Source organism: Achromobacter aegrifaciens (genome assembly GCF_902859965.1).
GTDB classification, from domain to species: Bacteria; Pseudomonadota; Gammaproteobacteria; order Burkholderiales; family Burkholderiaceae_B; genus Achromobacter; species Achromobacter aegrifaciens.
Map to the genome: position 1 here is coordinate 437,219 of NZ_CADIKO010000001.1, position 18,796 is coordinate 456,014.

General features: G+C 64.0%; 21 protein-coding genes. 11 read left to right on the plus strand and 10 right to left on the minus strand.

Annotated features, from left to right (window positions below):
- Positions 1-205 precede the first annotated feature (205 nt).
- Positions 206-1,414 carry a GGDEF domain-containing protein gene (locus tag HV793_RS02115; RefSeq protein ID WP_175212577.1) on the plus strand — a complete coding sequence of 403 codons (1,209 nt, stop codon included), beginning with the start codon at positions 206-208 and terminating at the stop codon, positions 1,412-1,414.
- Positions 1,415-1,440: 26 nt separating this feature from the next.
- Here the strand turns inward: HV793_RS02115 and HV793_RS02120 are convergent, their stop codons facing one another.
- From HV793_RS02120 to HV793_RS02145, 6 genes are all read right to left on the minus strand, one after another.
- A complete protein-coding gene (locus tag HV793_RS02120; RefSeq protein ID WP_125472458.1) occupies positions 1,441-2,457 on the minus strand; it encodes a hypothetical protein in 1,017 nt (338 codons plus the stop codon).
- A gap of 1 nt (position 2,458) precedes the next feature.
- On the minus strand, positions 2,459-3,040 hold the full coding sequence (locus HV793_RS02125; RefSeq protein ID WP_125472459.1) for an SMI1/KNR4 family protein: 582 nt from the start codon (positions 3,038-3,040) through the stop codon (positions 2,459-2,461).
- 142 nt (positions 3,041-3,182) lie between these two features.
- Complete coding sequence (locus HV793_RS02130; protein WP_175212578.1) at positions 3,183-3,791, minus strand: hypothetical protein; 609 nt, start codon at positions 3,789-3,791, stop codon at positions 3,183-3,185.
- A gap of 137 nt (positions 3,792-3,928) precedes the next feature.
- The gene (locus tag HV793_RS02135) at positions 3,929-4,327 is read right to left on the minus strand and encodes a hypothetical protein (protein ID WP_175212579.1); all 399 of its coding nucleotides are present in this window, start codon (positions 4,325-4,327) and stop codon (positions 3,929-3,931) included.
- Between the two features lie 11 nt (positions 4,328-4,338).
- On the minus strand, positions 4,339-5,268 hold the full coding sequence (locus HV793_RS02140; protein ID WP_054451900.1) for a DMT family transporter: 930 nt from the start codon (positions 5,266-5,268) through the stop codon (positions 4,339-4,341).
- Between the two features lie 152 nt (positions 5,269-5,420).
- Positions 5,421-6,398, minus strand: coding sequence for an alpha/beta fold hydrolase (locus HV793_RS02145; protein WP_175212580.1), 978 nt, complete (start codon positions 6,396-6,398; stop codon positions 5,421-5,423).
- Positions 6,399-6,469: 71 nt separating this feature from the next.
- Between HV793_RS02145 and HV793_RS02150 the strand changes: the two genes are divergently transcribed.
- The gene (locus HV793_RS02150) at positions 6,470-6,895 is read left to right on the plus strand and encodes an RrF2 family transcriptional regulator (protein WP_054451902.1); all 426 of its coding nucleotides are present in this window, start codon (positions 6,470-6,472) and stop codon (positions 6,893-6,895) included.
- A gap of 51 nt (positions 6,896-6,946) precedes the next feature.
- On the opposite strand, the gene HV793_RS02155 is transcribed toward HV793_RS02150, so the two are convergent.
- The gene (locus HV793_RS02155) at positions 6,947-7,930 is read right to left on the minus strand and encodes a Bug family tripartite tricarboxylate transporter substrate binding protein (RefSeq protein ID WP_175212581.1); all 984 of its coding nucleotides are present in this window, start codon (positions 7,928-7,930) and stop codon (positions 6,947-6,949) included.
- A 182-nt stretch (positions 7,931-8,112) separates the two neighbouring features.
- Positions 8,113-8,463, minus strand: a complete 351-nt coding sequence (locus tag HV793_RS02160; protein ID WP_054451904.1) for a hypothetical protein — start codon at positions 8,461-8,463, stop codon at positions 8,113-8,115.
- Between the two features lie 369 nt (positions 8,464-8,832).
- Here HV793_RS02160 and groES point away from each other — a divergent pair, with 369 nt between their 5' ends.
- The 3 genes from groES (at position 8,833) to HV793_RS02175 (ending at position 11,925) form a co-directional block, all read left to right on the plus strand.
- Entirely contained in the window at positions 8,833-9,120 is a 288-nt protein-coding gene (groES, locus tag HV793_RS02165) for a co-chaperone GroES (protein WP_006221616.1), read from the plus strand.
- Positions 9,121-9,157: 37 nt separating this feature from the next.
- Positions 9,158-10,798: a chaperonin GroEL gene (groL, locus tag HV793_RS02170; protein WP_054451905.1), complete on the plus strand. Its 1,641-nt coding sequence runs from the start codon at positions 9,158-9,160 to the stop codon at positions 10,796-10,798.
- A gap of 200 nt (positions 10,799-10,998) precedes the next feature.
- A complete protein-coding gene (locus HV793_RS02175) occupies positions 10,999-11,925 on the plus strand; it encodes a YihY/virulence factor BrkB family protein (protein ID WP_175212582.1) in 927 nt (308 codons plus the stop codon).
- An 11-nt stretch (positions 11,926-11,936) separates the two neighbouring features.
- On the opposite strand, the gene HV793_RS02180 is transcribed toward HV793_RS02175, so the two are convergent.
- Positions 11,937-12,434, minus strand: a complete 498-nt coding sequence (locus HV793_RS02180; RefSeq protein WP_175212583.1) for a MarR family winged helix-turn-helix transcriptional regulator — start codon at positions 12,432-12,434, stop codon at positions 11,937-11,939.
- A gap of 82 nt (positions 12,435-12,516) precedes the next feature.
- Entirely contained in the window at positions 12,517-13,353 is an 837-nt protein-coding gene (locus HV793_RS02185) for a helix-turn-helix domain-containing protein (RefSeq protein WP_175212584.1), read from the minus strand.
- A 148-nt stretch (positions 13,354-13,501) separates the two neighbouring features.
- Here HV793_RS02185 and HV793_RS02190 point away from each other — a divergent pair, with 148 nt between their 5' ends.
- The 6 genes from HV793_RS02190 (at position 13,502) to HV793_RS02215 (ending at position 18,790) form a co-directional block, all read left to right on the plus strand.
- The gene (locus tag HV793_RS02190; protein ID WP_225588886.1) at positions 13,502-14,056 is read left to right on the plus strand and encodes a GNAT family N-acetyltransferase; all 555 of its coding nucleotides are present in this window, start codon (positions 13,502-13,504) and stop codon (positions 14,054-14,056) included.
- Positions 14,057-14,134: 78 nt separating this feature from the next.
- Entirely contained in the window at positions 14,135-15,592 is a 1,458-nt protein-coding gene (locus HV793_RS02195; RefSeq protein WP_175212585.1) for a 2-hydroxymuconic semialdehyde dehydrogenase, read from the plus strand.
- A gap of 24 nt (positions 15,593-15,616) precedes the next feature.
- Entirely contained in the window at positions 15,617-16,054 is a 438-nt protein-coding gene (locus HV793_RS02200; protein WP_119452004.1) for a RidA family protein, read from the plus strand.
- A gap of 6 nt (positions 16,055-16,060) precedes the next feature.
- Positions 16,061-17,029 (plus strand): LysR substrate-binding domain-containing protein, encoded by a 969-nt coding sequence (locus HV793_RS02205; RefSeq protein ID WP_054451910.1) that lies wholly within the window; start codon positions 16,061-16,063, stop codon positions 17,027-17,029.
- Positions 17,030-17,168: 139 nt separating this feature from the next.
- A complete protein-coding gene (locus HV793_RS02210; protein ID WP_119452003.1) occupies positions 17,169-17,720 on the plus strand; it encodes a 3-hydroxyanthranilate 3,4-dioxygenase in 552 nt (183 codons plus the stop codon).
- A gap of 68 nt (positions 17,721-17,788) precedes the next feature.
- Entirely contained in the window at positions 17,789-18,790 is a 1,002-nt protein-coding gene (locus tag HV793_RS02215) for an amidohydrolase family protein (protein WP_175212586.1), read from the plus strand.
- Positions 18,791-18,796 lie beyond the last annotated feature (6 nt).

Sequence of the window (18,796 nt, forward strand, 5' to 3'; positions counted from 1 at the left end):
GCTGACAGCCGCCGCGTCTCTCGCCAGCTGTTCAACGTCCGGCAGATACCGCTTTCCCTTCCCGGCGAAGCTGGCCGCATCGCTTGACAATCCTTGACTGTTGAGTCCTGGCGATACATTGCAACACACTGTAATCTTTTTCCATACAAATTGTGTCGGCCGAGCATGCGCTCGACTGTGTACCGTTCCACGTATTCGCCTGTCCATGCCCGCAACCCTTCTTGAATGGTCCGTGCCTGCAGCGATCCTGATGTGCGCCATCGGACTCTGTGCTGCACGCTTCATCGGCTTCAATACGCTCCGGTGGGGCTGCGCCCTGGCCAGCCTGGGCGCAGGCTACGCCATCATGCTGGTGCAGGCCAGCGCACTTTCCCCATATAAACAGGTTGTCGAGGATGCTTTCATTCTGGGCGGCGTCATCCTCGCCTGTCGCGCCCTCCAGAGCCGCAGGCGCAGCCAGGTTCCCCCCTACTTCGATGCTGCGGTCCTGCTTGCCTCGACGGCGATGGTAGTTGTCTCGGTAGTGCTGTTTGCCAGTGCGAAGCTGGAAACGTTCTTCGTGCAAGCCTGTTGCGCGCTCGTGACCTGGCGGGCCACGCTGTCCTTCGCCAGGCATGCCGTGACCACGTCGGACAGGGTGCTCACCGCCGCGTTCCTCTTCATCTCCCTCGTGTTGACGGGCCAGTGCATCCTGTACATTGCCGCCCCGATTCCGCCGCTCTCAACGGGCGAATGGAGAACGTCGGTCTGGGGCATCCTGATCCAATACACCGGACTGCTCGGAAGCATAGTCCTGACCTTCGCGGTCTTCATCGCGACGAGCTACGACGCCATAGAGAAGTACCGTCGCCACGCCCATACCGACGCCTTGACGGGCCTGCTGAACCGCCAAGGACTCGATAGTCTGCTTGCCTCCGGGCGCGCATTCTCGGATGCGGCAACGCCGACCGCGCTGATCATGGCCGACATCGACAACTTCAAGCGCATCAACGATGTCTTCGGCCACGCGTTTGGCGACATGGTGCTTGCCCGATTCGGCGCCCTGCTCAGGCCGCTAACGGACACCCGCATCCATGCGGCCCGGCTGGGAGGAGAAGAATTCCTGCTGCTGCTGCCCACGGCAAGCCTGGAAAGCGCCACCGCAATCGCCGAAGAGATCCGTGCCAGTTTCGTGGCGCAGCGCTGGACGCCACAGGTTCCAGATTCCTGTTTCACCGCAAGCATGGGAGTGACCGTCGTGCAGGCAGGAGAACCTTTCGCCAGCGCGTTGAAACGGGCAGACGACCTGCTTTACGAGGCGAAGCGACGAGGACGGAACTGCACGGTTGCGGGCATGGCGCCGGCCGAGGCCGGGCATGGCCGCCACGCGCCTGGCGACAACGCAAGCACTCAAGCGTGTTGCGCACAGGCATGAAGTCGCCGGCGCGGCCCGCGCCGCGCTCATAGCGTCATGACCGGCTCGTCTTCAATCCGAAAGAACAAGGCGCTCGGCCCCATGATGCCCGTTCCGTCGAGATACTCGAAAGCAACGCGCTGGCCCGGCGCGGCAGCTTGCCCTAAATGCTCGACCCGGTACATCACGCCCCCGATGCGATAGTTGTGAACCAGCGTGGAAATGTTCGAGTTGGACGCGCGCACGCGATAGGTCACGACTTCCTCGACCAAGCCGCGTACCCCGTGCTTGTAGCGGGCCCGCTTCAGCCTGGGGCTGCGCATGCCCAGCACGAATCCCGTGAGAACGAAGAATGCGGCCAGCAGGATCAAGGGCCCCAGGAACAGGCTGCCGACCAGCGGGGCCAGGGCGAGCACGTAGAAGAACTTGCGCAGGCTCAATTCTTCCTTGCGCACGGCCTCGCGGTCGGCGTTGCTGACTTCCTCGACCGAATTCCAGGCCTGCGCGCTCATCGGGTACTCGGCCAGCAACAGCACGGGTGGCGCATCGGGGTCCAGCGTCAGCAAGTGCAGGCGCACGGGTAGGTCCGTCAGCGCCACGGCCGTCACAGGCCGGAAGCCTTCTCGAGTGTCCCTGGCGATCTCGTTCCAAAACGGCAGAGCTACGTCCACGCGCTGTTCGCCGAAGACGTAGCAGATGCCGGGACTCCCGGCCGGACCAAAACCGGTCAGGTGCCCGGAAACGATCTGCTTGGGTACACGCCCCTTCAACACCCGATTGAAGCGGCGCCAGGCTTGCGGCAGGCGCAGCAACCTGCGTCCAAGAAAGACCGCGAAGCAAGTCATCGCCACTGTGCACAACAGGATCACCACGCCGTCAGCGCCGCGGCGCAGGCTGCGATCGGACGCGCCAAGCACGACGAACATGATCGCGCTGCTCGCCAGTAGCAGGAACATCAGCCCCGCGAACACGGCCGTCAGGAATCTGCCGCGACGGCCACGGCGCAGGAGCACGATGTCCTCATCGGCCAGGGGTTCTTCCGTGACTTGCAGCATTGCGCTCATGCTACCCCGGCAGCTTGCGCTGCTTGCGCGCCGCGCGTTCGGCCAGCCGCTGCGCCATATCCTGCTGGCGCTGCAGCAGATCGGCTATCTGCTCGGCGTAGAGGTCGGTGAGGTCGCCGGCCAGCGGCTCCACATCGGTCAGGTCATCGATCGCCACGACCGTCCCCGCCTGATCCACGCCCCAGATCCGGCTGCCGTCACCCACGACCTTCAGCACGGGCAGGATGCCGGGCAAACCGGCCTCGGCAAGCTGGCGCTGCTGCGCCGAGATGCTGGCCCATTCGGGCAACTCCGGCGCATCGATGCCCAACAGCACCAGGCCGCGCCAGAAAGTCCAGGCGGGGCCGACTTCGAATTCCTTCGCATGCGGCCAGACTTCCTCGCGCGCCATCACGCACAGGCCGTTGGTACGCTGGCAGAAGGCCGCAAACGCCGAAGGCAGCGGGAAGCCTACAGCGGCTTCCAGCCCGGCGATCGCCTCCGCATCGGGCGCGGGCGCGGCCACGACCTCGAAATGCTCGGTGTCCACGGGATCCAGGATTTCCCACATGCGTTGATGAAACTGTTCGGCGGTCATGGTCATGCAAGCATCCTGAAGCTAAGAAAAGTCCTGGTTCGCCGCGAAAGCGGGAGCCTTGAAAGCGCACCACTATATCTTTGATTGCGGCGGCAAGCGCTTCCACGACCTGCGCACACACCTCGACCTGCCTGGCCGCCATGACCGTTCAGCCCCGCCGGCCAAACAGCATCGTCAATCCGAACAGCGCTCCCAGCCCGCCAACGATAGCCAGCGACATCGACGGTTCGCGCAAGCTCAGCGCCATCACCGCCACACCTGCCCCCAGCGCGATGATCAACAGGCCCACCAGGCGTCCTGCCGTGGAACCATAGAAATGTGTGCGGCGCGCCGCCTGCGTACCGGCGGGCTGGCGCGTATTCCACGCCGCCAAGGCCTGCTCAAACTCGCGCAACAGACGTTCACGTGTGGGCCGGTCCACTGCACTGACCAGCAACGTCGGCAGGCCGGGACGGACCAGCTTGAGATAATCGTCGGTGCCCCAGCGGGACAATTGGGCGAAGGCGACGGCAGAGCGGCGCGAAAACTCCAGCCCTTCGGACGTCACCTTGACGGTATTGCGTGTGGGAAAGCCCTTGAACGCCACCAGCGGCGGCGCCAGCAACCCCAGCACCGCCAGCACAACCGCCAGAACAATCGGCCCACGGTTGAACACCACCAGCATGAAGCTGCCCGCCGCCAGGGCGAAGGCCAACGGCACCGACAACTGGTGCCATCGGGTATAGACCGAGACCTGAATCCCGTCGTTGCTAGTCATGTTTGAGCCAATTGCATGTCGACTTCTCCGTGAATGACGCACGTGTCACGATCAGAGTGTAATCATGCGCCTGTGCGGAACCTGACGCGGCATTGCCTCCACGCGCCAAGAGGCCGCTTTGGATACGGTGGCTCGGATCAGGATTCGCAGATCCAGTCCGCAGGCCGGTCATCCGCCGCGAAGCATACGGCCGGCCAATAGCCATCCATGAACCAGGTCGCGTCGCGCGGCGCCAGATGCAGCACGTAGCCCCCGTCGGCCGCGACGATCAGGTCGGATGGCGTGAAGTGTTCCAGGAACGTCACAGGGGGATCTTCGGGGTCGCCGGTGTCGCGTCCCGCCTGCCAGAGGAATTGCAACGCGGCGTCGCGGTGCGTCGCCAGCGCTTGAGCGATCGAGCGGGCCCGCGCCAGCAGCGGCGCCGCCGCCTGCGGATCGGCTGCGAGCAGCACCACGCGCAGCCGGCCTCCGTCGGCGGTCGCGCAGTCCAGCCAAGTTTCCTGGGCCGGCATGTGGTCGTGGGTATAGGGCTGCATGGAAGGTCCGCCTATCGGCGCTGTCGCGCCTCGGCGCGACGCCGGCCGACGTGCATGATGGCCATGCCCGAGATCGCAAGGGCGGCGCCGATGAACAGATTCGCGGGCGTGGCTTCGCCCAGCCAAAGGCTGGAGAACAGCACGCCGAAGACGGGCACCAGCGTGATGTAGCCCGACGCCGCGCCGGCGCCCAGCGCCTTCACGCCTTCGAAGTACCAGGCGTAGGCGATCGCGGTCGCCCCGAACGCCAAAGCCAGCAGGCTGCCCCAGGCGCTGGCCGGCGCCTGCCCCAGCTTCTGCCAGGCGGGAACGCCTTCCACGATCAGACTGGTGAGCAGCAGCATCAGCGCGCCAATCACGGTGGTCACCGTGGTGGTGGTCAGGGCGTCCACGCCTTTGAGCACCAGCCGGCCGATCAGGGTGTAGGCCACCCAGCAGGCCACGCAACCGAGCAGCAGCAGTTCGCCGATGCCTACGCCGGAGCCGGCGGCTGCTTGTGAAACCCCGCCGCCGATGGCGATATACGCACCGATGGCCGAAAGAACCATGCCGGCCAGGATGGCTGGATTGAGATGTTCGCGGAACAGGATTGCCGCCAGCAACAGCGTCGCGCCGGGGTTCAGCGTCACCACGATCGCGGCCTTGCCGGCCGGCACCAGCTGCAGGCTCAACATGAAGAAGCTGGAGTAGCCAAAGACGCCCGCCAACGCGGCGGCGGCCAGGCCAAGCCATTGGTTGCGCGTCAGGGACTTAAGGCCGCGCAGCGCCGAGGCGCGATGCATCCACAGAACCAGCACCACGCTGGCGAACAGGAACCGCAGGCTGGCCGCGGCCAATGGAGCCATGGCCTGGGCGACGACCTTGCCCCAGGACCACGACGCGCCCCAGAGCGCGGCCATGCCGACCAGGCGCAGGTGCGTGGCCATCAGCGTATTTTTCATCTGTGCTTCGAAGGTGAGCTGCGGTGGTCGCGCGGGGCGACGGTGAAAAGCAATGCGTCGAGGTTGTCTATCCGTGACAGCCGTCAGCGCGCATGCGGGATTTTAGCTGGCGCAGTTTCAACGCGATATTGCAGTATGGCTTCTTCACACGGTCAAAGGCTCCTCAGGAAATCGACGAGCGCCTTGTTGACTGCCTCGGGGGCTTCCTGTTGCAACCAATGCCCCGCGCCGGGAATGACTTCAGCAGCGCGCAGTTGGGGAACTAGGGCCGGCATGGCCGCGATGATCTGGTCCATGCCGGGAATCGCCAGGCCCGTATCCCTTTCCCCTACGAGATAAAGCGCAGGCACATCCACCGTCTTTCCCTCAAAGGCCCCCTGCAGCGCCCAATTGCGGTCCAGATTCCGGTAATAGTTGAGGCCGCCACGAAAACCGCTGGCGGTGTAGCTTTGGACAAAGGTCGCCAGATCCGACGGAGTAAGCCAGGCCGGCAACGTCTGGGGGACAGGCAGCGAATCGAGCAGGCCACGGCCAGCGGCTACCATGCCAAACGGATTGGGCGTGGCGGGGTCGTCACGCGGCCCGGCGTCGCCCGATGCCGCGAAGTAGATGGCGCGCAGGGTCGCGCTGATGTCGCGCTCGAACTCCTCTTCAGCAACTCCCGGCTCGTTGAAGTAATGCGTGTAAAACGCAGCGGACTCGGTTCTGGGGAAGAGGCGGCTGGGTGCAACCGGCGCTCTGCGCATCATGGGAACGCCCAGGGCGACGACGGCCCGAAAGCGGTCCGGACGCAGTTGGGCTGCCTGCCATGCGATGCTGGCGCCCCAATCGCCCCCCACGATCACCGCATCATCGGCCCCCTCTCTTTCGATAAGCGCGACCAGGTCGCCGATGACATCCAATGTTGTGAACGCCGCCACATCCGCCGGACTGTCGCTGGCTCCATACCCGCGCAAATCCGGGGCCACGGCGCGGAATCCCGCATGGGCCAGGGCGGGCAGTTGATGGCGCCAGGCATAAGCGGTCTCGGGAAAGCCGTGGCACAGCACGACGAGTGGACCTTCGCCCTGGGCCGTGACGCTGAGCGCGATGCCGTTGACGGTCACATCGCGTGTTTCAAGGTCGATCATCGGGCAAGCTCTCAAGAAGTATCCGGTGCAGCTATAATACCGTAACACCTGTAGTTACGGTAATTGATCCCATGGCCAATGACACCCGCCTTGCCCGTCTGCTGCACGTCTTGATCCACATGCATTTGCGCGGCGGCACGACCACTTCTGGAACGCTGGCCCAGATGCTGCATACGAATGAGGTGGTGGTGCGCCGATCCATGGCGGCGCTGCGTACCGCCGGCATGGTGACCTCCACGGGCGGGCGCAACGGCGGCTGGGTACTGGCCAGGGGACTGGAAACCATCACCGCGCGCGATGTCCATGAAGCCATCGCCCATGGCACGGTCTTTACCATCGGGCCAGCCGACGACAATCCTGCCTGCCCCGTGGAACGAGCCGCGAACCAATTGGTGGCGGATTCCCTGCGCGAAGGCGAGCATGCCTTGCTGCAACGCTTGGGCGCGGTATCGCTTTCCGAGCTTGCCGCGGAGATTGCCTCGCGCGAGGAAGGATGACGCCGTAGAGTCGAATGAGCTGCGCAGGCAGAGCGTTTATCGTTGTTCTATCTACTGTTCCTTCAGCCCCAACGACTTCATCAACGGGGCGAACAAATTCTTTTCGTCCTGCACGCGCGCGGCATAGTCCGCCACACGCAGCGGTAGCGCCTCGGCGCCCGCATCGAGAAAGCGCGCCTGGATCTCCGGCCTCGCAAGCACTTTGTTGATTTCGGCGTTCATGCGATCGACCACGTCATCGCGGGTGCCAGCGGCGGCATACACGCCAAACAGGCTGTCTGCGAAAACACCGTCGATGCCGACCTCGGAAAAGGTTCGTATGTCGGGCGCCACGGCAGCGCGTTGCCGGCTTGCTACCGCAAGTACCTTCAGTTTGCCCGCTTGCACCATGGGAAAGACCGTGGCGGGTCCAAACGCAAAGTCGATCTGGCCCGCTGCCAGGTCTTGTATCGCTGGCGCCACGCCGCGATAAGGCGCATGGGTAGCCTGCATGCCAGTAGCCTGCTTGAGCAGTTCGCCGGCCAGATGCGGCGTCGTGCCGTTTCCGGCCGAACCGTAATTGAGAGGAGCTGGCTGCTTGCGCGCGTATGCCACGAACTCTTCGAGCGTATTGACGCCAAGCGAGGACCGGACAAACAGGAACAACTGGCTATTGGCCAGCAAGGCAACCGGCCGCAGGTCCCGCTGCGGATCGAACGGCATGCTGGCGAACATCACTGGATTGACCGATTCGGTCGTCGATGGATTGAGCAGGAAGGTATGGTTGTCGCCACCGTTGCGCACAACCTCGGCTCCCGCCACGTTGCCACCCGCACCGCCCCGATTCTCCACGATAACGGTCTGCTTCAAGGCCTCGGCCAAGTGCGGCTGCACCGTGCGCGCCAACACGTCGACCAGCCCTCCGGGTGCCAAACCCACGACCAGGCGCACGGGCTTGACGGGCCAGGCCTGAGACGGCGTTTGCGCATGACTGCCCGTGGCCCAGCCAGTCAGCGCCAGCATCATCATGGCCAGACAACGTCTACGCAACAGCATGCGATTCTCCTTATGGGGGCTCACCCCGCGATCCCGCGCTCGGTGCGTCACATGCCGCACCACGGAGAACCGCCTCGATGCCTCATGCGGCGGCGGTCCTGCGTCTGCCGCTCATTCTTCATAAAAGTTTAGGCTTAAAGAATCCCGGATTACCCTAATTTTCCAGCGGCACGGGCGGCGTATCACGCTACCTCCCACAACGCCGCTGTCACACCCAGCAACAGCAGCATCGCCGACGTAATGAACCACCGCACGGTTTTCCGGTATTCATTCTCGGCTTCATCCTCCAGACGCAAGGCGCGGTAGAGAGCAATTATCTGCAGCAGGCTGGCGAGCAACAGGGACACGCCGGGCAGCACGGACAGCGCGCTCCAATCGCCCGGCGCGTCGAAGCCCCAGTAGCGCAGGAAACCCAGCGAAAAGCCGAGCAATACCGTGATGGCCGTAATCAATCCAGCCCGAAAACCCTGGGGCAGTGGCCCGTGGTTGCGGGTCCGTACCGCGTCGTCGCCTGGCGTTTCCGGTGTCATCATTGAGATATTCCGCACTGAGTACGCTACGGCCCACCCGCTACCGGTTTATGTGGGAGCCAAACCTGAACTCCTGCCTTCACTCGAGACCAGGTTGAATTGATTATGGCTGCTATCACAGCGTACTGGGGCTGTTTCCCTCCCCGTGTTTGCACGCCTGTCCTTTGTCGCCGTGCTTGCCGGCTGCTCGTCTAACTTCCGCCTCAATGAAGTTAGACGCCATCCAGCTCCCCAATATGTAACAACCAGCCCCCTCCCCCTTGAACCCTAGAACATCATCCCTATAATTAGCACTCGACACCGGTGAGTGCTAACAAGCGTTCCCGGGCCTAACCGATCATTTCCTTCTCTTTTTTGCAACAGGAGTTCCTCATGGCCTTGCGTCCCCTGGGCGATCGCGTGATCGTCAAACGCCTCGAAAACGAGCGCAAGACTGCATCGGGCATCGTTATCCCCGACAGCGCCGCTGAAAAGCCCGACCAGGGTGAAGTCGTGGCCGTCGGCCCCGGCAAGAAGACCGAAGACGGCAAGATCCTGCCGGTCGACCTGAAGGCTGGCGACAAGGTGCTGTTCGGCAAGTACGCCGGCCAGTCCGTGAAGGTTGACGGCGAAGAGCTGCTCGTCATCCGCGAGGACGAAATCCTCGCCGTGGTCCAGTAAACCCCGCCTCAAACGAATTTTCGAAGGAAGCTAAGAAATGGCTGCCAAGCAAGTATTGTTCGGTGACGACGCCCGCGTGCGCATCGTCCGCGGCGTGAATGTTCTCGCCAACGCTGTCAAGACCACCCTGGGCCCCAAGGGTCGCAACGTCGTGCTGGAGCGCTCGTTCGGCGCCCCGACCGTGACCAAGGACGGCGTGTCCGTCGCCAAGGAAATCGAACTGAAGGACAAGTTCGAAAACATCGGCGCCCAGCTGGTCAAGGACGTTGCCTCCAAGACCTCCGACAACGCCGGTGACGGCACCACCACCGCCACCGTGCTGGCCCAGGCCATCGTCATGGAAGGCCTGAAGTACGTTGCCGCCGGTTTCAACCCGATCGACCTGAAGCGCGGCATCGACAAGGCTGTCGCCGCCGCCGTCGCTGAACTGAAGAAGCAATCCAAGCCGGTCACGACCAGCAAGGAAATCGCCCAGGTCGGCTCGATCTCCGCCAACAGCGACACCTCCATCGGCCAGATCATCGCTGACGCGATGGACAAGGTCGGCAAGGAAGGCGTCATCACCGTCGAAGACGGCAAGTCGCTGGAAAACGAGCTGGACGTCGTCGAAGGCATGCAATTCGACCGCGGCTACCTGTCGCCCTACTTCATCAACAACCCGGACAAGCAAGTTGCCGCTCTGGAAGATCCGTTTGTCCTGATTTTCGACAAGAAGATCAGCAACATCCGCGACCTGCTGCCCGTGCTGGAACAAGTTGCCAAGTCGAGCCGTCCGCTGCTGATCATCGCTGAAGACGTCGAAGGCGAAGCCCTGGCTACCCTGGTTGTGAACAACATCCGCGGCATCCTGAAGACGACCGCCGTCAAGGCTCCTGGCTTCGGCGACCGCCGCAAGGCCATGCTGGAAGACATCGCCATCCTGACGGGCGGCACGGTGATCTCCGAAGAAACCGGCATGTCGCTGGAAAAGGCCGGCCTGGCTGAACTGGGCCAAGCCAAGCGCATCGAAGTGGGCAAGGAAAACACGACCATCATCGACGGCGCTGGCGACAGCAAGTCGATCGAAGCTCGCGTCAAGCAAATCCGCGTCCAGATCGAAGAAGCCACGTCCGACTACGACCGTGAAAAGCTGCAAGAACGCGTGGCCAAGCTGGCCGGCGGCGTTGCCGTGATTCGCGTTGGCGCTGCCACCGAAGTCGAAATGAAGGAAAAGAAGGCTCGCGTCGAAGACGCCCTGCACGCCACCCGCGCTGCAGTGGAAGAAGGCGTTGTGGCTGGCGGCGGCGTTGCTCTGCTGCGCGCCAAGCAAGCCATCGCTGACCTGAAGGGCGACACGCCTGACCAGAACGCCGGCATCAAGCTGATCCTGCGTGCTGTGGAAGAGCCGCTGCGCACCATCGTCACCAACGCCGGCGAAGAAGCCAGCGTGGTCGTCAACACCGTGCTGAACGGCAAGGGCAACTACGGCTACAACGCCGCGACCGGCGAGTACACCGACCTGGTCGAGCAAGGCGTGCTGGATCCCACCAAGGTGACCCGCACCGCCCTGCAGAACGCCGCTTCCGTCGCCAGCCTGCTGCTGACCGCCGAAGCTGCCGTGGTCGAACTGGCCGAAGACAAGCCCGCTGCTCCGGCCATGCCCGGCGGCATGGGCGGCATGGGCGGCATGGACTTCTAAGTCCCGCCATCCTTGCAAGGCCTCCCCGGCTCCGGCCGGGGGATGCAGTATCCCGAAAAACCCCCGGTCCTTCGCCCCGGGGGTTTTTCTTTTTTCCGCAACGCGGCCTCGCCAAAGAACACGTTTGCGCACAATCTGCGGGTTTCGCCGCAGCGCATGCGTCCCTACAATGAAGGCTCCCCCAGAACGAGCCGAGTCCCATGCGTTTGCCCTCGACCCTGTTGCGCGCCCTGCGTCCGTCCGAAATCGGCGGGCTGTTGATGGACTCGGCCAAACAGTGGTCCACCCATCGCGCCTCCAGCAAGGGCGCGGCGCTGGCGCTGTACATGGTGTTTTCGCTTGCGCCCATGCTGATCCTGGTGATCGCGGTGGCGGGCGCGTTCTTCGGCGAAGACGCGGTGCGCTCGGAGTTGTTCTCACAACTGCGCGAGCTGACCGGCGAGCGCGGCGCTGAAGTCATCCAGACGGTGCTGGCCAGCGCCCATGAATCAGGCAAGGGCTGGATCGCGGCGCTGATCTCGATCTTCGTGCTGATCTTCAGCGCCACCACGGCCTTCGCGGAACTGAAGGCCAGCCTGGACGAACTGTGGGAAGTCTCCGCCAACCAGAAAGGCGGGCTGCACGGCATGGTCCGCAGCCGCATGCTGTCGTTCGGCCTGGTGCTGGTGCTGGCGCTGTTCCTCTTGATATCGCTGACGGTGAACGCCGCGCTTGGAGCCGCACGGGGTTATTACGGCGATCTCTGGACGGCTTCGTCCTTCGCCCTGGTGGCGGAGTGGATTTCCAGCCTGTTTTCCTTCTCCATCGTGGTGGCGCTGTTCGCGGTCATCTACAAGCTGCTGCCAAGCGCGAAGATCTCGTGGCCGGACGTGATCCCGGGCGCCATTGTGACCGCGGCGCTGTTCCTGGTGGGCAAGTGGGGCATCGGCGTCTATCTCAGCCGGGGCGCGGCGGTGTCGGCCTACGGCGCGGCGGGGTCGCTGATCGCGCTGCTGCTGTGGATCTACTATTCGGCGCAGATCTTCTTCTTCGGTGCGGTGTTCACGCGCCAGTTCGCGCTGCGCTTCGGCAGGAAGAGCGCGCCCGCGTCGGACTCGGCGGACTCCACGCCCGCAGCAGACGCCTAAGCTTGGCGCCATCAGCCCCGAGCGTCGTCCTGCTGCTCCAGACCCGCCATCAAGCGCAGACATTTCAGGAACACCGGCCGCAGATCCTCGGGGATGGGGGCCAGCACCTCCGCCTCCACGGCAGCATCCTGCGGCAGAATGCGCGCCAACAGAGCAATGCCCTCTTCCGTGATCTCCAGCGCATAGGCGCGCCCGTCCTGGGCTGAGCGCTTGCGGCGCACGTAGCCCTTTTTGGTCATGCGCGCGATCATTTCAGCGAAGGAATTGCGGTCCAGCGCGATCAGTTCGGCGATGCGATTCTGGGTCGCGCCGGGATTCTGGTAGACGGTGATAAGCAACGCCTTCTGGCGCGGGGTCAGGTCTTCGTCGGGAAAGGCCTGGGCGAACAGGGCTTCGGCCCGGAAATGGGCCCGGCGCAGCAGATGGGACGCGACCTGGGTCAGGTCGAACGCCTGCAAGGCCTGGGGAGCGGCCGGGTCGGGAGGGATACGTCGGGATCTAGCGGTCATCGGGCTTCCAAGGGATGGATGTCGGCGATCATGGCATTGCTGCGCGGGTCCATAAGATAGCTCACGCCCCTTTCAGACTTCATCATGCCCTGCCTTTCCGGTAGTCGGTCAAGCCCACGCCGGTATGGCGCTTGAAGAACTTGCCCAAATAGGAGGCGTCGGCGAAATGCAGTTCCTCGGCAATTTGCTGCACGGATTTCCTGGGCTGGGTAAGGCGCTTTTTTATCTCCAACACGACCTGCCTGTCGATCAGCGTTTTGGGCGCGTCGTTGAAGAACCTCCTGCTCAACTGCGACAGATAGTATGGAGTGATATGCAGCAGCCCTGCATAGAACGCCACCCCGCGCTGTTGTACGCAGTGCATCGAGATCAGCTCCCAGAATTTCCAGCAGACCGCTTCCGATCTGCTGAAGTCATTCCTCATGCCGGCCCCAAGGCCGTCTGTCTTTTCACAGATCCACAAGAACAGGTTCTGGACGTGGTTGACGATCATGGTCCGCTGGTAGGTGACGCACTGCTCATGGATCAGCGCCGCCTGGCCTTCCCAGGCCTTTGAATACCGCGGCGACAGCTTTTCGGCAGCGAAGAACGGCGAACGGCTCAAGAAGGAAAACAGGCTGTTGGGCAGGGCGTGCGCAATCTCCGCAGCGATGGACCGGTTCATCAAATAGCAGGCGCATGAATAGTCATCCGACTTGCGTTTGATGAGCGCGATGGAATCTTCCGCCAGGACCAGGAGATCATTTTTCTTCATCCGGTGCGGCTTGAAGTTCACTTCCCACTCGGCGCTGCCCTCGCGGCAGATCAACACCACCACATACGCCAACGCCAAGGGGTGCCCCACCTGTTCGTCAAAGCTGTTGAGGCCGATGGCCAGGTCTTCGATGCCTGTATCCGAGAGCTGAGAGAGCGTTTTCATTTACGCTGAAATTTTAAATCATCACCCATGAATTCCCGCAATCTTGTTTTCAAAATTACCTAATCTGCTCAACCCTGTCTATTATCAGTTGCGCCCTCGGATCCTAGAATTGCGGCTGCTGTTTTCATTGCTGAAAGGAAGGGAAATCATGCTGCGCACCGAACGCCTCATTTTGCGGCCCTGGCACACCGACGACGCGCCGAGCCTGTTTGCGTATGCAAGCGACGAACGGATCGGCCTCGCCGCGGGCTGGCCTGCTCATACAAGCGTCGAACATAGCCGGGAGATCATCCAGACAGTTTTTTCGCGGCCACTGGCCTATGCCTTGACACAGAAGGGAGACAACACCGCCATAGGCCTGGTGGCGTTGCTCATGGGGAAGGACAGCAATTTCGACATTGCTGACGACGAAGCCGAAATCGCGTATTGGATCGGCGTACCGTTCTGGGGCCAGGGGTTGATTCCTGAAGCAGTCAGGGAACTGATGCGCCATGCGTTTGAAACGTTGAACTTCAACGCGCTATGGTGCGGCTATTTCGCCGACAACGAGAAATCGCGCAGAGCCCAGGAAAAGTGCGGCTTCAAGCACCATCACACCGAGGAGAACAAGTTCAATCAGTTCATGAACGACTACCGGACGGAGCATGTCAGCCGCATCGGCAAGGAAGAATGGCAGACGCTGACGGCTTCGGAATCGCATTGACTTGAGGCGGGGCGCTGTCTATGATCCAAAATATAGTACGTATACGTATTTATTTTGCATCCAGACCGAGCCCTGCACATGACGATCCGACAATTGCGCAACTACATCGACGGCCGCTTCGAAGACGGCGCGTCCACCTTCGACAAGCACAGCCCGGTGGACGGGCGCCTGGTCGCCCAGGTCCACGAAGCCAACCGCGACCAGATCGACCGCTCGGTGGCGGCGGCGCACCGCGCCCTGCCCGCCTGGGCGGGGCTGTCGGTGGCCGAGCGCACCGATCATCTGCTGGCCCTGGCCGACGGCATCACGCGGCGCTTCGACGATTTCCTGCAGGCCGAGATCGGCGACACCGGCAAGCCGGTGGGCTGGGCAGGCAAGATCGACATCCCGCGCGGCGCGGCCAATTTCCGCGCCTTCGCGGAACTGGCGCGCACGCTGGACATGGAAAGCTACATGACGGATACGCCCGATGGCCGCCAGGCGCTGAACTACGCCTACCGCAAGCCGCTGGGCGTGGTGGGCGTGATTTCGCCCTGGAACCTGCCGCTCCTGTTACTGACCTGGAAGGTGGCGCCGGCGCTGGCGTTCGGCAATACGGTGATCATGAAGCCGTCGGAAGTCACGCCGTCCACGGCCACGCTGCTGGCCGAGGTCGCGCATGAAGCCGGGCTGCCGGCCGGCGTGCTGAACCTGGCGCATGGCTTCGGACCTGGCTCGGCGGGCGAATTCATGACCACCCATCCGGACATCGACGGCATCACCTTCACGGGCGAATCCGCCACGGGCGCCGCCATCATGCGGGCCGTGGCGCCGGGCGTGAAACCAGTGTCCTTCGAGCTGGGCGGCAAGAACGCCGCGCTGGTGTTCGCCGATGCGGATTTCGATGCCGCGGTGGATGGCGTGACGCAATCGGTGTTCGCCAATTGCGGGCAGGTCTGCCTGTGCACCGAGCGCGTCTACGTCGAACGCCCGATCTATGAGCGCTTCGTCGCCGCGCTGGCGGCGCGCGCGGAAGCCCTGCGCATAGGCTGGCCCATGGATCCGGCCACCGAGATGGGACCGCTGGTGTCGCGCGAGCATCGCGAGAAGGTGATGTCGTACTTCGCCCTGGCGCGCGAGGAAGGCGCGACGGTGGTGTCCGGCGGCGGCGTGCCGATATTCGGCGATGCGCGCGACGAAGGCGCCTACGTGCAGCCCACGATCTGGACCGGCCTGCCCGAGACCGCCCGCTGCATCAAGGAGGAAGTCTTCGGCCCGGTCTGCCACGTGACGCCCTTCGACACCGAAGAAGAAGCCATCCGACTGGCCAACGACACGCGCTACGGCCTGGCCGCGGCCGTCTGGACGCAGAACCTTACGCGCGGCCACCGCGTGGCGCAGGCCATGAAGGTCGGCCTGGCCTGGGTCAATTGCTGGTTCCTGCGCGACCTGCGCACGCCGTTCGGCGGCAGCGGCCTCTCGGGCATCGGCCGTGAAGGCGGACGCCATTCGCTGCATTTCTATACCGAACCCACCAATGTCTGCATTAAGCTCTGACCACCCCACGCAAAGGAAGACGCGATGAACCAACCCCAGCCCGGCGTCAGCGCCACCGTCGTCGCCGGCAAGGCCACGCCCCGCGGCAAGTATCCGCACATCAAGCGCGCGGGCGATTTCCTGTATGTCTCCGGCACCAGCTCCCGCCTGCCCGACAACCGCATCGCGGGCGCCGAGGTCGACGCCATGGGCACCGCCACGCTGGACATCCGGGTGCAGACGCGCGCCGTCATCGAGAACATTCGCGACATCCTGGCCACGGCCGATGCGACGCTGGCCGACGTGGTCGAGATCAGCACCTTCCTCGTCAACATGAATGATTTCGGCGGCTACAACCAGGTGTACGGCGAGTACTTCGACTCCGACGGTCCGGCCCGTACCACCGTCGCCGTGCATCAGCTGCCGCACCCGCAGCTGCTGATCGAGATCAAGGCGGTCGCCTACAAGCCGCAAGTGCGCTAGCGGCGCATGTCGGACTTCCGCATCACGCCCAACGCGCTCAGCCGCAAGCTGAAGCTGCACCAATTGCAGGTGTTCGAGCGCGTGCTGGCATGCCGTTCGCTGTCGCGCGCCGCCAGCGAGCTGCATCTGACCCAGCCCACCGTCACCAAGGCCATCCACGAACTGGAGTCCTTCTTCGGCGCGTCGTTGTTCGACCGTTCCAACCGCGGCGTGACGCCGACGGAGCTGGCCGTGGTGCTGGGCCGCCGGGTCCAGGCCATGATGGCCGAGATCCGCTACATGGCCGACGACATCGACGCGGTGCTGGGCGGGGCCAGCGGCCATGTGGTGGTGGGTACGCTCATCGCTGCGTCGGCCAAGCTGCTGCCCGAGGCGATTGCGCGCCTGATGACCGCGCACCCCGGCATCCAGGTCAGCGTGCGCGAAGGGCCGACCTCCCAGTTGCTGCCGGCGCTGGCCACGGGCGACCTGGACATCGTGGTGGGCCGCCTGCCCGGCGCCGACATGGCATCGATCTCCGGCGTGGCGGTGGACCATCACAAGCTGTACCGCGAGGAGCTGTGCCTGGTGGCGCGCGCCGCCCATCCCCTGGCCGGCGCGCCGTCCGCACCGCTGGCCGCGCTGACCGATCACATCTGGATCCTGCCCGCCGCCAGCTCGCCGCTGCGCGCTTCGATCGAGCGCAGCTTCCTGGACGCCGGCCTGCGCCTGCCGGCCCGGCATGTCGAATCGCTATCGCTCCTGACCAATATCGGCGTGCTCATGCACAGCGACGCGCTGGCGCTGCTGCCTTACGACGCGGCAGCGCCGTTCCTGGCCACGGGCATGCTCGCGCGCCTGCCCACCGACGCCTTCGGCGCATTCGGCGACGTGGGCTACTCGGTGCGCGCGGACCGCCCGCTGACGCCGGCCTGCCAGCGCCTGGTGGACCATCTGAAGCAGATCGCGGCGCAGCGCGCTGAAGCTGTCGGTTGACAGACAGGTCAGGGTTATCCCGCCATAGACAAGCCGCATACCCGGCGGCGTAATTTCTATTGTGCAGGCCCGCAAGGTCCCGCCTAGACTGCGGGCTATGGGGCAGCCCCGGTCCGCCCCCAGACTTCCGGAGATCCGCATGCCTGCCTATGGCCCGCCGTTGAACTTCCAGCGCTGGATAGACGACCACGCGCACCTGCTCAAGCCACCGGTCGGCAACCAGCAGATCTGGCAGGACGCCGACTTCATCGTCACCGTGGTCGGCGGCCCGAACCACCGCACCGACTACCACGACGACCCGCTGGAAGAGTTCTTCTACCAATTGCGCGGCAACGCCTGGCTGTCGCTGTGGGTGGACGGCAAGCCCGAGCGCGTGGATCTGAAGGAAGGCGATATTTTCCTTCTGCCGCCGCACGTGCGGCATTCGCCGCAACGACCCGAGACCGACAGCGCCTGCCTGGTCATCGAACGCCAGCGCCCTGAAGGCCTGCTGGACGGCTTCGAATGGTATTGCCCGCAATGCCGCAGCCTGGTGCACCGCGTGGAGGTACAGCTCAAGAGCATCGTGACCGACCTGCCGCCGCTGTTCCAGGCCTTTTATTCCAGCACCGAGAAACGCACCTGTCCCAGCTGCGGAGAGATCCATCCGGGCAAGGGGCATGCGCCCTCCGCGCAGGCGGCCCCGGCCTAGGGGCGTTTCCTTTTGCCCGATCTTGCGCCACACCGCCACGCGCCCGACCGACTTCTTTTCCTTTGCACATGACCCAGAAAATCGACATGCACGCGCACTTCTTCCCGCCGATCACCCGGCAGGAAGCGGCGGCGCTGGACCCCGTCAACGCGCCCTGGCTGCGGCTGGACGGCGACGGTTCGAGCGGCCAGATCATGGCGGGTGACCGCCCGTTCCGCCCGGTGGACGCCACCTTGTGGGACCCGGCCCTGCGCCTGGAACAGATGGACCGCAACGGCGTAGACCTGCAGATCCTCTGTGCGACGCCCATCATGTTCGGCTACTCCTATCCGGCCCGGGCCGCCGCCGACTGGGCGGCGCGCATGAACGACCTGGCGCTGGAACACTGCGCCCATGCGCCAGCGCGCCTGAAGGCGCTGGCGCAGGTGCCGCTGCAGGATCTGGAGCTGGCCTGCAAGGAAGCGTCGCGCGCCCGCGCCGCCGGCCACCTGGGTGTGCAGATCGGCAACCACGTCGGCCCGCTCGACCTGGACGACGAGACCCTGGTGCAGTTCCTGATCCACTGCGCCAACGATCACATCCCGGTGCTGGTGCATCCCTGGGACATGATGACCGACGGCCGCATGAAGAAATGGATGTTGCCGTGGCTGGTCTCCATGCCCGCTGAAACCCAGCTGGGCATCCTGTCGCTGATCCTGTCCGGCGCGTTCGAGCGCATCCCGCGCAGCCTGAAGCTCTGTTTCGCGCACGGCGGCGGCAGCTTCGCCTTCCTGCTGGGCCGCGTGGACAATGCCTGGCGCCATCGCGACATCATCCGCCAGGACTGTCCGCAGCTGCCCTCTTCGTACACCGACCGCTTCTACACCGACAGCGCGGTGTTCGACCCGCGCGCGCTGCGCCTGCTGATCGACGTAATGGGCGAAGACCGGGTGCTGCTGGGTTCCGACTACCCCTATCCCCTGGGCGAACAGGAAGTGGGCAAGCTGGTGACCCACGCTGGCCTGCTGCCGGACGTGCAGCAGAAGATTCTGAGCCGCAACACGATGGAGTTCTTCGGCCTGGTCCGCTGACGCTTC